Consider the following 12,296-nt stretch of genomic DNA (forward strand, 5'->3'; position numbering starts at 1 on the left):
TGTTTATTGCCATTGATGGACGAGGAGATCCTGGAGGAAAGCACGTGCAAGTTTTGCAGAACGGACGCTTCGCGGTTTCGACCTGGTCGCTGCATCGGCTGCTCGGCGCCGTTCATGGCTATAGCCCCGACCCCGCCAAGAGTGCGGCGCCGAAAGAGCCCTACGGGGCCGGCGGTGCGGCGCTGATCGACATGCCGGCGGCGCTCGCCGTGCGTGGCATCCACCGGCTGGAGGTCTGTTCCTTCCATCTGCCGAGCCTTGATGCCGCTTATCTAACTGAACTCAGCGACGCGATGGCGGCCTCGAACGTGCTGTTCCAGACGCTGCTCGTCGAGGACGGCGATCCAAGCCATCCCGAAACGGCCGAACGAGATGTCAGATGGATGGCAGAGTGGATCGATATCGCGGCGGCGCTCGGGGCGCAAAGAATGCGCGTCATCGCCGGCAAGCAGAAGCCGACGGAGGAAAACCTTGCCCGTGCCGCCCGCCATCTTGGCTGGCTGGCCGAAAAGGCGGAAGGCAGCGGCGTGCGTGTCGTCGTCGAGAACTGGTTCGACCTGCTGCCGTCACCGGTCGAGATGAACTGGCTGCTGGACCGGCTGGACGGCAAGGTCGGGCTCAACGGCGATCTTGGCAACTGGGCGGCGCCGGAAAAATATCCGGGCCTTGCCGATATCATGCGCCGGGCGGAAATCTGCCACGCCAAGGCGGACTATAACGCTGTGGGTCTCGATGCCGAGGATTACCGCAAATGCCTGGAGATGTGCGAGACGGCCGGTTACGCCGGTCCTTTCACGCTGATTTACGACTCGCCGTTCTTCCCCGACGAATGGGAAGGCATTCTGCTACAAAAGGCGTTCATCGAGGATTTCCTGCGTGAGGCGCCGGCGCGCAGGTCGGCTTAAAAGCCTGTTCCTGGCGCGGGAACCTCTGGCTCTCCTCCAGCACGTTCAGATCCATGTGGTTGCGCATGTAGCGCTCAGAGGCTTTCTGCAGCGGTTGATAATCCCAGGGATAATAGGCGCCGTTGCGCAGCGCGGCGTAGACCACCCAGCGGCGCGCCTGGCTTTCACGCACGGCCGCGTCGAAATCGCCAAGATTCCAGCGCCGGCTGGCCTGTTCGACCAGCCGCGCCAAAGTGTCGGCATGCGCCGGGTCGACCGCCAAATTCTCGAGTTCTTGCGGATCGGCCTCGAGATCGAACAGCATCGGCGGATCCTTCTCGCAGAGCGAGAGCTTGTAGCGCCCGTCCCTGAGGCAGACGAGCGGCGCCTCGGACCCTTCCGCGGCATATTCCATCGGCACGGGACCACGGCTGCCGCTACCCTCGGCAAGCGCTGCGAGATCCCAGCCTTCGGTCCATGGCCTCAACGAGGCGATATCGATCCCGATGAGGCCGGCGAGCGTCGGTGTCACGTCAAGGGTGGAGACGGGCTGGTCGATGCGCTTCGGCTTCCAGCCCGGCGCCGCAATCATCAGCGGAACGCGGGCCGAACCTTCGAAGAAGTTCATCTTGAACCAGAGGCCGCGATCGCCGAGCATGTCGCCATGGTCGGAGACGAAAAGGATGATCGTGTTATCGGCCATACGGCTGCGTTCCAGCACATCGAGAATCTCGCCGATCTTCTCGTCGACATAGGAGATATTGGCGAAATAGCCGCGTCTTGCCCGCCTGACCTCTTCGCAGCTGATGTCGAAAGCATCGTGGTCGCAGGCTTTCATCAGACGCTGCGAATGCGGATCCTGCTGTTCATAGGCGATCGGCGCAACCGCCGGGTCGAGGGCAGGGCAGTCCTCATAGAGATCCCAGAATTTGCGGCGCGCGACATAGGGGTCGTGCGGATGGGTGAAGCTGACGGTCAGGCACCAGGGGCGCTCGTCATGGCCACGCGAGAGGTCGTAGAGTTTCCGCGTGGCGTGATAGGCGACCTCGTCGTCATATTCCATCTGGTTGGTGATTTCGGCCACGCCGGCGCCGGTGACCGAGCCGAGATTGTGGTACCACCAGTCGATGCGCTCGCCGGGCTTGGTGTAGTCGGGTGTCCAGCCGAAATCGGCGGGGTAAATATCCGTCGTCAGGCGCTCCTCGAAACCGTGAAGCTGATCGGGACCGACGAAATGCATCTTGCCTGATAGTGCCGTCTGATATCCGGCCGCGCGCAGATGGTGGGCATAGGTCGGGATATCGGAGGCAAATTCGGCCGCGTTGTCATAGACGCGCGTCCGGCTCGGCAATTGCCCGGACATGAAGGAGGCTCGCGCCGGCGCGCAGAGCGGGCTTGCCGTATAGGTATTGGCGAAACGCACCGAGCGGCCGGCCAGTGATTTCAGATGCGGCGCGTGAAGAAAATCGGCGGGACCATCGGGAAAGAAGGTTCCGTTCAGCTGATCCACCATCAGGATGAGGATGTTCGGGCGCGCCATGTCGATTCCCCTTTTGCTATTTGAAGATTTTATTGAAGCGCCTATTATGAGAGCTGTAAAGACAGCTTTTTTCTATGGCTGCTCAAAGGTATGTTTATGTCAGATCACCCACCTGAGCTCGGATGGATGCGGCTGTTCGTCGAGGTTGCGCGGCTCGGGAGCTTTTCGGCGGCGGCAACGCTTCTCAGGCTGACCCAGCCGGCCGTCAGCTACCAGATCCGCCGGCTGGAACAGCAGTTCGGCGTCAGCCTGCTGCGCCGCCAGCATCGTGGCGTCGAATTGACCGCGGAAGGCGAGCGGCTTCTGGAGGTCGCGGCCAAGGCGGTCGGCGACATCGATGCGCTCGCCCGCAGTTTCCGCGCCGAGGCCCAGAGACCGGTCGTCAGGCTCAGAACTGACTATGCTTTCTCGGCGCTTTGGCTGATCCCCCGCATGGATGGCTTTCGACTCCTGCATCCGGAAACGGACATACAGATCGTGGCGACGCAGAGGCTTGCGGCCGGATTTCGCGACGACGCCGATGTCGCGGTGGTTTTCGGTACGCGGGCGGAGTTCGAGGCGGTCGGCACCCTTCTGTTGCCGGAGAGGGTCGTGCCCATCTGCACGCGGGGATTCCTCGATCGCAACGGACCCTTCGACGATCCAAGGCAATTGGCCGGGGCGAGGCTGATCCATCTCGATGCGCCGCTGCCATCGCCCTGGTTCGACTGGCGCACCTATTTCGCCGAATTCTCCATCCTGCGCGACGCCCATGCCGGCCGCGGTGATATCAGCTTCAACACCTATTCATTGGTCGTTCAGTCCGCGCTGAGCGAGCAGGGCGTGGCGCTCGGCTGGATGGGACTCGTCGATACACTGCTTTCGGCAGGCATGCTGCTGGAAGCCGGCCCGTCACTGGAGGCGCAAGACCGGGGTTACTGGCTGGTGCCACCGCGATCTCCAAACGTCCACAGCGAGAGGCTCAGTACCTGGCTGTCGGATGAGGCGGGGAAGAATGATTAGTGGCGGTTGCATTTCTCCTCAGGAGAAGCCTTGTCATCGGCGATGACGATCGACATTGTGGGGCGAATCCATAGCGAAGGCGGCTGAAGCATGCGAACCATCGGATATGTCATCGGACTGCTCATGATCCTGCTCGGCCTGATCTGGATCGGGCAGGGAAGCGGCTATTTTCCTTATCCGGCCTCGAGTTTCATGATTGCCCAAACGATCTGGGTGCTCTGGGGCGCCATTCTGGCGGCGGCGGGCATCGTCGTGATGGTCATCATCTCGCGGCTTCGCCGCAGAGGATGAAATGCTGCTGCCGGTTTGGCGGCAATCCCGCCGCTGGCGGCCTGTCGAAATGAGGAGAATGGCATGAGCGCAGCTGAAATCGATAGCTTTGCGGACCGGATCAGGAAGGACCAGAGCGGCATGATTTCCGCCTGGGTCGGCATCCCCGACGCCATGCTCGTCAACCATCTGGCGCAGGAAGCTTTCGATGCCGTCGTGCTGGATATGCAGCACGGCATGTGGGACATGCAGTCGGCGGCAAACGCCGTCGCTCAGACGCGTCTTGCCGGCAAGCCGGCCATCGCGCGCATTCCCGTCGGCGATTTCGCCTCCGCTTCGCGGCTGCTCGATGCCGGCGCCTCGGGGATCATCGCACCGATGATCAATTCGGCCGAGGACGCGCGCGCTCTGGTCAGGACCACAAAATATCCGCCCCTCGGCGAGCGCAGCTGGGGACCGTCATTGGCGCTGAACCATACCGGTCTGTCGGCCGACGTCTATCTCAAGAACGCCAACGAACTCACCCTCGCCATCGCCATGGTCGAAACCCGCGCCGCTCTCGACGCGATCGACGGCATTCTCGGCGTGACCGGCATCGACGGCATTTTCGTCGGCCCCGCCGACCTTTCGATTGCGCTGTCGAACGGCGACCAGGTGGCGCCGAACGCCGCCGAGATCGACAGCGCCATGCAGCATGCCGTCGCGCGCTGCCGCGCCCACGGAAAGTTCGCCTGTGCCTATGCCGGTGACGGCGAGCGGGCCGGCGAGCTGCTGAAATTCGGCTTCGATCTGGTCATCGCCGGTGCGGAGACCGTGCAACTGCGCGCCGGCGCCCGCCGGGCCATCAACGCCGCCCGCAGGATTGCTTCCGGCAGCTGATCTTCGTCAGCGGGTCGGTTTAACCGCAAGCCAGATGACGTGGCGGACGCCGCGTTTGCGACCGGCGCGGGTATTGACGACATCGACGGCAAAGCCGCTGTCCTTGAGGCGCCGTGTGAAATCCGGATCGGGGCCGGACGACCAGACGGCGAGCACGCCGCCGGGGCGAAGCGCCTCGCGCGCGGCGCGCAGGCCGGCGAAATCATAGAGCCGGTCGTTGGATTTGCGGGTCAGCCCGTCCGGTCCATTGTCGACATCGAGCAGGATCGCGTCATAGGCGCTCTTGCCGGCGCGGATTGCCTCGCCGACATCGCCCTGATGGATGCCGACGCGGGGATCGTCGAGACAGCCCTTGAACACTTCGGCCATCGGCCCGCGCGCCCAGGCGACGACGGCCGGCACCAGTTCGGCGACGGTGACGCCGGCATCATCGGGAAGGACGGCAAGAGCGGCGCGCAGGGTGAAACCCATGCCGAGGCCGCCGATCAGGATCCTCTGCTTCGGATGCGCCTTGATCCGCTCCCAGGAAAGCGTGGCGAGCGCTTCTTCCGAGCCGCTGAGGCGGCTGTTCATCAGCTCGTTGGCGCCGAGCATGATCGAGAACTCGCTGCCGCGCTGCTTCAGGCGCAACTCGCCGCCTTCGCCGGGGATGGTCGCGGAATCGAGTTGGACCCAGGGCAGCATGATGGTTTCGCCTCACAAGAAAGAGCCGTCCCCTAGCACAGGCAGAGAGGCGAAACCAGCAAACCGGCGTCAGACCATTCGCATGAAATGCTCCGGCTCCGCTTCGACGATATCGTCCCGCGGCGCGGCCGACCGTCGGCGGATATCGTCGACCTCATCGGGCCTCAGACGTGCCTTCGGATCCTCGAAACGGACGTCGGGATCCGGCACAGCCGAGAGCAGCAGCCTGGTATAGGGATGCAGCGGATTGTCGATCACCCGAGCGGTGCTGCCCCATTCGACGATCTGGCCGGCATACATCACGGCGATGTCCTCGGCGACATAACGGGCGGTGGCGATATCATGAGTGATGTAGAGCAGGCCGAGATTCATCTCCTGCTTCATCTCGTTCAACAGGTTGAGCACCCCGAGGCGGACCGAAACATCGAGCATCGAGGTCGGCTCGTCGGCGACGATCACCTCCGGTTTGACGGCAAGGGCGCGGGCGATGTTGACGCGCTGGCGCTGGCCGCCGGAGAGTTCATGCGGATATTTCGGCGCGACGAGGTCGGGATCGAGCCTGACGCGTTGCAGCAGTTCGCGGATGGTCACGTCGATTTCGTGCCCCGCAATCTCCGGGCGATGCAGCTTCAGCGGGCGCCTCAGATGGTGGGCGATGGTGTGGGCGGGGTTCAGCGAGGCGAAGGGATCCTGAAAGATCATCTGCACCGAGCGGCGGTAACGGGCGATTTCAGCGGAATTCGCCGTCTCGACCGGCCAGCCCTTGTAGAGAATGCGGCCCGATGTCGGCAGGTATTCGCGCATCGCCATACGGGCGCAGGTGGTCTTGCCGCTGCCGGATTCGCCGACCAGCGCCAGCGCTCGGCCAGCGTGCAGCGAAAAGGAGATCGAGCGGGCGGCATGAACGGCGGACGCGCCATGACCGAAGGTCTTCGTCACCGTGTCGAGTGCGAGAATGGCATCAGTCACAGCAGCACGCCTCCATGCAGCGAGGGGAAGGAGGCCCAGAGCTTCTTCGTATAATTGTGCCGCGGCGTCCGGTAGATCGCTTCGGCGGTATTTTGCTCCACCAGCCTGCCGGACAGCATGATGCCGATGCGGTCGCAGAACTGCACCATCAGGCCGAGATCATGGGTGATGAACAGCACGGAGAAGCCGAAGCGACGGCGCAATTCGTTGATGCGCTGCAGGATCTCGCGCCCGCCCTCCTGGTCGGTGAAGACGGGGGCGTCGTCGCGGCCGACGGCTTCGCGAAAGCGCTCGATCAGCCGTTTCGTCTGCTCCGGCTCGCGCTGATTGCGCCGGCCGACGAAGAGGCCGAGCGGATTGGTCTCACGAAACAACGCAAATTCGTCATCCGAAAGTATGGGATTGGGAAGGCCGACAAAAAGGGCGAGCGGGGTCGAGGACAAGTCTAGTGCTCCGGTATCAGATGGTCATCTCGGCATGCTTCTCAGCATGCCTTCGTAAATGCCCCTGTCGGGGGCGGGGATGGTGATGGCGCCTGCGGTTCGGCCGTAAAAATCGACGGGGCCGGCATCGCCGATAAAGGCATAGGCATGGCCGAGCGTCTTCATCGTCTGAAGGCAGGCGGAAAATAAAGCGAGGCCGACGCCCTTGCCGCGCACTTGCGGGTCAACGCCGGTCGGCCCGAAGAAGCCGCGCGCCGTCGTGTCGTAGCAGGCAAAGCCGAGCAGCTCACGGTCTTCGATGGCGATCAGGCAGGCGACGGGCTGGCGGGAGAAAGCGACCGAGACCTCGCTTGCCCAGTTCTCGCTGAACCGTTCGCGAACCCAGGTGACGACAAGATGCAGTTCCGGGGGGAGGGCCGGGCGGATGGAGGCGCCGACATGATCGGCTCTCTGTTTCAGCTCGGCGAGCTGCGTGGAGTAAAGGCTCACAAGCAGGTCCGGCACCCGACATTCCTCCTATTATTCCGTTGTTACGGAACATATACCCCTCTTATGTCATAGACTTGGCCATCTCGCCGGGCTTGTCAACAGGGTTTTTCAATCTGAGCCAGTGATTCAGCCGCCCTGGCTGCGCTCTCAACGCAGGGTCGCTGGTACAGGCGAAAACGGCCCGGGGAGACCGGGCCGTTCGATAGGAGATGTTCTTCGATTTGAGCGCCTATGCGCCGTCTTTCCAGAGCGCATGAAAATGCTGCACCGGACCGTGGCCGGAGCCCACGCTGAGGCTGCCGGCGGCGGCGACCGCGCCGGCAAGATAATCCTTGGCGGTGGTGACCGCCTGCCGCGCCGAAGCGCCCTTGGCAAGCTCGGCCGCCAGCGCGCTGGAGAGTGTGCAGCCGGTGCCGTGGGTGTTCTTCGTCGGCACCCGCTGGGCTTCGAACCAATGCAGCCCGTCGGCGGCGGCGAGCACGTCGGGGCTGTCGTCGCTGTCGAGATGACCGCCTTTGACCAGCACGGCGGCCGGGCCGAGGGCGCGCAGCCGTTCGGCCTGCGCTGCCATCTCTACCCGGTTCGTCGCGACCGGCTGGTGCAGCAGCGCGGCGGCCTCCGGCAGGTTCGGGGTCAGCATCGTGGCGAGCGGCAGCAGCCGCAGCGTCAGCACGTCGACCGCTTCGGGCGCGAGCAGGGCGGCACCGCCTTTGGCAATCATCACCGGATCGAGGACGACGGGAATGCTGCGTCCTTTGGCGGTTGCTGCGGCCAGAGCTGCGGAAAGGGCGGCGGCGACGGCTTCGGCGATGCCGGCATTGGCAATCATGCCGATCTTGACGGCATCGACGCGCACATCGGCAAAGACGGCATCGATCTGGTCGGCAACGAATTGCGGCGGCACCAGATGCACGCCGGTGACCCCTTGGGTGTTCTGCGCCGTCAGCGCGGTCAGCACCGCCATGCCGTAGACGCCGCGGGCCGAAAAAGCCTTGAGGTCGGCCTGGATGCCGGCGCCGCCTGATGGGTCGGAGCCGGCAATGGAGAGGACGTTGCGGATCATGCCGGGACCTTTCGGATTTCTGCGGCGATGCGGCGTGTGGCGGCTTCCGGGTCCGGCGTGCCGCAGACGGCGGAGACGACGGCAAGCCCCTTGGCGCCGGCGGCAAACACGTCGGCCACATGCTCCGCTGTCAACCCGCCGATGGCGACGGACGGCACCGGCGAGACCTGCACCAGCCTGGCAAGACCGTCAAAGCCGATCGGCTGCTTGTGGTCGGCCTTGGTCGGCGTCGCAAAGACCGGGCCGACGCCGGTATAATCGACGAGATCGCGATCGACGGCAGCCGCGAGCGCTTCGGTCTCGACCGAGAGGCCGAGGATCATGTCGGGGCCGATCATCCCCCGCGCGGTGCGCGCATCCATGTCTTCCTGGCCGATATGCAGGCCATCGGCGCCGATGGCGATCGCCGCCTCGACGGCGTCGTTGACGATGAGGTGGGCGCCGGTGCCGCCGAGCGCCTGTTTCAAGGCGCGGCCGGTCTCGATCATGCGTGCTATCCCCGCCTGTTTGTCGCGCAGCTGCACCATCGTCGCGCCGCCGGCAACGGCAAGGCGGGCGGTCTCGACCATGCCGATCCGGGCGCAGAGATCCGGATCGAGGACGAGGTAGAGCGAAAGGTCGAAAGCCTTCATGCGATCGATACCCTGGCTCTCGCATCCAGCGCTTCGCCGTCGAGCGCGGCCAGCGCATCGAGGAAGCGCCAGGCGAAGGAGCCGGGGCCGGCCGCCCCGAGCGCGGCATCTTCGCCGGCGACGGCAAAGGTTGCGAGCGCTGCGACGGTGGCGCCGAACAGATCCTCGGGCGCGGTGGCGGCGAAAGCTCCGACCAGGCAGGTGAGCGAGCAGCCGAGTGCGGTGACCTGCGGCATCAGCACTGATCCGCCCTTGATGCGCACCGCCCTCGCGCCATCGGTCACGAAATCGACGGCGCCGGTGACGGCGACGATTGCCTGCTGCCGCTCCGCGAGCCGACTGGCCGAATCCTCCGCCTGCTCGACCGGATCGCGGCTGTCGACGCCCTGGCCGCGGCTCTCCCCGCCGGCAAGCGCGATGATCTCGGAGGCATTGCCGCGGATGATCGTGGGCTTCAGCACCAGCAGATCGGCGACCGCTTGGCGGCGAAAGCCCGTCGCATAATGCGCCACCGGATCGAGCACCCAGGGTTTGCCGGCTGCGGCCGCGGCCTTCGCCGCCGCCTGCATGCCGTCGAGCCATTGGGTCGACAGCGTGCCGATGTTGACGGTCAGCGCGCTCGCGATGCCGGCGAATTCGCCGGCTTCCTCAGCCGCATGCACCATGGCGGGCGAAGCGCCGGATGCCAGCAGGACATTGGCCGCGATGTTCATGGCGACATAATTGGTGATGCAGTGGACGAGCGGCGGCTTTTCGCGCATCGCCTCCAGCATGGCTGAGGTGGTCTTGCTCTGCATAGCGCCCCTTTCAGGCGGGGCAGGCGCGGGGCGGCGTCTACGGCGATCCCCGAGCGACTCCCTCCGCCGGCATTATCCGGTTCAGGTTCGAAGGGTTCTTCTCAGCCCGTCTGTCGACGAACGCCCCTGTCTCTCATCGCGCTCTTTTTCGCAGAGAACCACGCGGCTGTCATCCCGAAAATGACGTTTCGCCTGCCTTCCGACAAAGCTGGTTGAAGGGATCACAGCGTTCCTCAACTTAAATCATGCAGATCCGTCGTAATCGCTGCCCCGATCGAAAACTCCGAAAACTGCACTGTCAATCCGCTGCGTTCCGGCGTGCAGGCGGTCGGCCCGACCTCGTATCTGTCGGCAATCGGGAGGGGCGCTAACCGCAGCAGCGGCCAGCGGCTGCCGTCGCTGGAGGCCTGAATGCGTAGCGCGCCGGCTGCGACGGTAACGCGGATGTGGAAATCCTCAAGTTCCTTGAAGGGCTGCGAAACGGACCAGTCGGACTTGCCGTCGGTGACGACGGTGCTGAGGAAGGCTTCGCCGTCGGTGAATTCGACGCCCGTCTTGACCCAGCGTTTTTCGTCGAGGCGCACCATCAGGCCGGCCTGGTCGTAGAGGGTGCGGAACTCGCCTTGCACGCGGATCTGGGCGGTGAAGCTATCGGCGGTGGGGAAGGCGAGGAAGTGGCCGCTGTCGCGGGTGAAGCCGTAATAGGTCTCCCGCCAGAAATCGGTCTTCTCGCCTGTCGTCAGCGTCAGACCGGTTGCGTCGGCGTGCCAGCTTGTCGGTTCGTTCAGCCATTTTCCGTTGTTGAAATCGATGTCCATTCCATCCTCGCTTTATTGAAGCCGCGGGCGCTGCCGATTCTTAGCGCCCCCATAATGCGCGAGCTTCGCGAAGGCGGCCAGCCGCACCCGCGGTTCGGCGGTGTTGGCCGTCGCGACCCTCGTCTCACGACATAATCCGTGGGCTTCCGCTTGACACGATTACTTCATCTCTTATTCTGTTACAAAAAGATGAATTACATAATTGTGGAACTTAACGGGAGCCCTCATATGAAAACGCTTGTCGCATTCCTGCTCGGCACCGCGCTCGTCGCTCTGCCTTCGACCCTGTTTGCCCAGGAAAAGGGCGGCGTCATCAATGTCGCGACGATCGGCGAGCCGCCGACGCTCGATCCGATGTCGTCGACGGCCGATCTCGTCGGCATCGTCACCCAGCATATTTTCGAAACGCTCTACACCTTCGACAAGAGCTGGAACGTCACGCCGCTTCTGGCCGAAAGCCTGCCCGAGATTAGCGCCGACGGCAAAACCTATACGATCAAGCTCCGGACCGGCATCAAGTTCCACGACAATAGCGATATGACCTCGGATGATGTCGTCGCCTCGCTGAACCGCTGGATGAAGATCGCCTCGCGCGGCAAGCAGGTGGCCGGATTCATCGACAAGATCGCTGCCGCCGATCCCGCGACCGTGACCATCACGCTGAAGCAACCCTATGCGCCGCTGACCTCGCTGCTCGCCTTCAACAATTCGGCGGCGATCATCATCCCGTCGGAAAAGCAGGACGAACCGATGAAGGAGTTCATCGGCACCGGCCCCTATATGCTGAAGGAGCGCAAGGCCGATCAATATATCCAGCTCGTTCGCTTCGACGGATACAAGTCGCGCGAAGGCGACAGCAATGGTTATGGCGGCGCCCGCCATCAATATCTCGACGAAATCCGCTTCGTGCCGGTGCCGGATCCGAACACCCGCGTCGAGGCCGCCGTTTCCGGCCAGTATGATTATGTCGATTCGATCCCGGTCGAATCCTACGACAAGCTGAAGGGCTCGACGGCCTCGCAGCCGGTCATGCTGAAGCCCTTCGGCTATCCTGTTTTCGTCTTCAACACGAAGGAAGGTGTCGCCGGGAATGTCGAGGTTCGCAAGGCGATCCGCCAGGCGCTCAGCATGGAAGACATGCTGGCCGCCGCTTTCGGCAGCAAGGATTTTTATGCACTCGACGGCGCCATCTACCCCAAGAGCTTTGCCTGGTCGACGGATGCCGGCGTCGAGGGCGCCTATAATGTCGCCGATCCGGAAGGGGCGGCGGCTGCCGCCAAGAAAGCGGGTTACAATGGCGAGCCGGTCCGCATCCTGACCAGCCGCCAATACGAGTTCCATTACAAGATGGCGCAGGTCGCCGCCGAATATCTGAAGCTTGCCGGCTTCACCGTCGATATGCAGGTGGTGGACTGGGCGACGCTGACGCAGCGCCGCACCGATCCGAAGCTCTGGGATATCTACATCACCCACAGCCCCTTCCTGCCGGAGCCGGCCTTGATCGGCTCGCTCTCGACCAGCTCGCCCGGCTGGTGGGACACGCCGGCCCGCAAGGCCGCCGTCGATGCCTTCACCGCTGAAGTCGATCCGAAGAAGCGGGTGGCGCTCTGGGCCAATGTCCAGAAGGCCATTTATACGGACGCGCCCTTCATGAAGATCGGCGATTTCAACGCCGTCTCGGCGAAATCGGTCAAGCTCGACGGCGTCGACCCGGCCCCGTGGCCGTATTTCTGGAATGCTTCGATCAAGAAGTAACCATCACCGCCGGCGCCGGCCCTTTGCGGCCGGCGCCGGTCTTCCTTTCTGCCGTATCCGCAAAGGCTTGA

General features: G+C 63.8%; 13 protein-coding genes, 2 pseudogenes and 1 riboswitch. Of the genes and pseudogenes, 5 read left to right on the plus strand and 10 right to left on the minus strand.

The annotated features are described in order from the left end of the window. The first annotated feature begins 44 nt into the window (after nucleotides 1-44). The gene (locus Tal182_RS28390) at nucleotides 45-905 is read left to right on the plus strand and encodes a TIM barrel protein (RefSeq protein WP_085861650.1); all 861 of its coding nucleotides are present in this window, start codon (nucleotides 45-47) and stop codon (nucleotides 903-905) included. Here the strand turns inward: Tal182_RS28390 and betC are convergent. Continuing rightward, the gene (gene betC, locus Tal182_RS28395) at nucleotides 859-2,424 is read right to left on the minus strand and encodes a choline-sulfatase (protein WP_085861651.1); all 1,566 of its coding nucleotides are present in this window, start codon (nucleotides 2,422-2,424) and stop codon (nucleotides 859-861) included. The genes Tal182_RS28390 and betC overlap by 47 nt on opposite strands. A gap of 96 nt (nucleotides 2,425-2,520) precedes the next feature. Between betC and Tal182_RS28400 the strand changes: the two genes are divergently transcribed. The 3 genes from Tal182_RS28400 (at nucleotide 2,521) to Tal182_RS28410 (ending at nucleotide 4,575) form a co-directional block, all read left to right on the plus strand. After that, complete coding sequence (locus tag Tal182_RS28400; protein ID WP_085861652.1) at nucleotides 2,521-3,426, plus strand: LysR family transcriptional regulator; 906 nt, start codon at nucleotides 2,521-2,523, stop codon at nucleotides 3,424-3,426. A gap of 90 nt (nucleotides 3,427-3,516) precedes the next feature. After that, complete coding sequence (locus Tal182_RS28405) at nucleotides 3,517-3,717, plus strand: hypothetical protein (RefSeq protein ID WP_085861653.1); 201 nt, start codon at nucleotides 3,517-3,519, stop codon at nucleotides 3,715-3,717. Between the two features lie 63 nt (nucleotides 3,718-3,780). Beyond that, a complete protein-coding gene (locus Tal182_RS28410) occupies nucleotides 3,781-4,575 on the plus strand; it encodes an aldolase/citrate lyase family protein (protein ID WP_085861654.1) in 795 nt (264 codons plus the stop codon). Nucleotides 4,576-4,581: 6 nt separating this feature from the next. On the opposite strand, the gene Tal182_RS28415 is transcribed toward Tal182_RS28410, so the two are convergent. The 9 genes and pseudogenes from Tal182_RS28415 to Tal182_RS28450 all read right to left on the minus strand — a co-directional run bounded on the left by Tal182_RS28415 (nucleotide 4,582) and on the right by Tal182_RS28450 (nucleotide 10,470). Then, nucleotides 4,582-5,259 carry a hypothetical protein gene (locus Tal182_RS28415; protein ID WP_085861655.1) on the minus strand — a complete coding sequence of 226 codons (678 nt, stop codon included), beginning with the start codon at nucleotides 5,257-5,259 and terminating at the stop codon, nucleotides 4,582-4,584. A 69-nt stretch (nucleotides 5,260-5,328) separates the two neighbouring features. Beyond that, the gene (locus tag Tal182_RS28420; protein ID WP_085861656.1) at nucleotides 5,329-6,228 is read right to left on the minus strand and encodes an ATP-binding cassette domain-containing protein; all 900 of its coding nucleotides are present in this window, start codon (nucleotides 6,226-6,228) and stop codon (nucleotides 5,329-5,331) included. Then, nucleotides 6,225-6,458 (minus strand): annotated as a pseudogene (locus Tal182_RS32580) (ABC transporter ATP-binding protein); the annotation flags it as partial. The pseudogene Tal182_RS32580 and the gene Tal182_RS28420, both read right to left, overlap by 4 nt. After that, nucleotides 6,456-6,671, minus strand: a pseudogene (locus Tal182_RS32585) (glycoside hydrolase family 3 protein); the annotation flags it as partial. The pseudogenes Tal182_RS32580 and Tal182_RS32585, both read right to left, overlap by 3 nt. A gap of 24 nt (nucleotides 6,672-6,695) precedes the next feature. Next, nucleotides 6,696-7,175: a GNAT family N-acetyltransferase gene (locus tag Tal182_RS28430; protein WP_085861658.1), complete on the minus strand. Its 480-nt coding sequence runs from the start codon at nucleotides 7,173-7,175 to the stop codon at nucleotides 6,696-6,698. A 214-nt stretch (nucleotides 7,176-7,389) separates the two neighbouring features. Next, the gene (gene thiD, locus Tal182_RS28435; RefSeq protein ID WP_085861659.1) at nucleotides 7,390-8,223 is read right to left on the minus strand and encodes a bifunctional hydroxymethylpyrimidine kinase/phosphomethylpyrimidine kinase; all 834 of its coding nucleotides are present in this window, start codon (nucleotides 8,221-8,223) and stop codon (nucleotides 7,390-7,392) included. Next, on the minus strand, nucleotides 8,220-8,855 hold the full coding sequence (gene thiE, locus Tal182_RS28440) for a thiamine phosphate synthase (RefSeq protein ID WP_085861660.1): 636 nt from the start codon (nucleotides 8,853-8,855) through the stop codon (nucleotides 8,220-8,222). Before thiE ends, thiD begins: the two co-directional genes overlap by 4 nt. After that, entirely contained in the window at nucleotides 8,852-9,652 is an 801-nt protein-coding gene (gene thiM / locus Tal182_RS28445; RefSeq protein WP_085861661.1) for a hydroxyethylthiazole kinase, read from the minus strand. Before thiM ends, thiE begins: the two co-directional genes overlap by 4 nt. A 41-nt stretch (nucleotides 9,653-9,693) precedes the next feature. Further along, nucleotides 9,694-9,790: riboswitch (TPP riboswitch) on the minus strand. 95 nt (nucleotides 9,791-9,885) lie between these two features. Beyond that, the gene (locus Tal182_RS28450; protein ID WP_064812231.1) at nucleotides 9,886-10,470 is read right to left on the minus strand and encodes a DUF1349 domain-containing protein; all 585 of its coding nucleotides are present in this window, start codon (nucleotides 10,468-10,470) and stop codon (nucleotides 9,886-9,888) included. A 228-nt stretch (nucleotides 10,471-10,698) separates the two neighbouring features. Here Tal182_RS28450 and Tal182_RS28455 point away from each other — a divergent pair, with 228 nt between their 5' ends. Next, entirely contained in the window at nucleotides 10,699-12,225 is a 1,527-nt protein-coding gene (locus tag Tal182_RS28455; RefSeq protein ID WP_085861662.1) for an ABC transporter substrate-binding protein, read from the plus strand. Nucleotides 12,226-12,296 lie beyond the last annotated feature (71 nt).

Origin of the sequence: Rhizobium sp. TAL182, from assembly GCF_002117725.1 — a bacterium.
GTDB classification, from domain to species: Bacteria; Pseudomonadota; Alphaproteobacteria; order Rhizobiales; family Rhizobiaceae; genus Rhizobium; species Rhizobium esperanzae.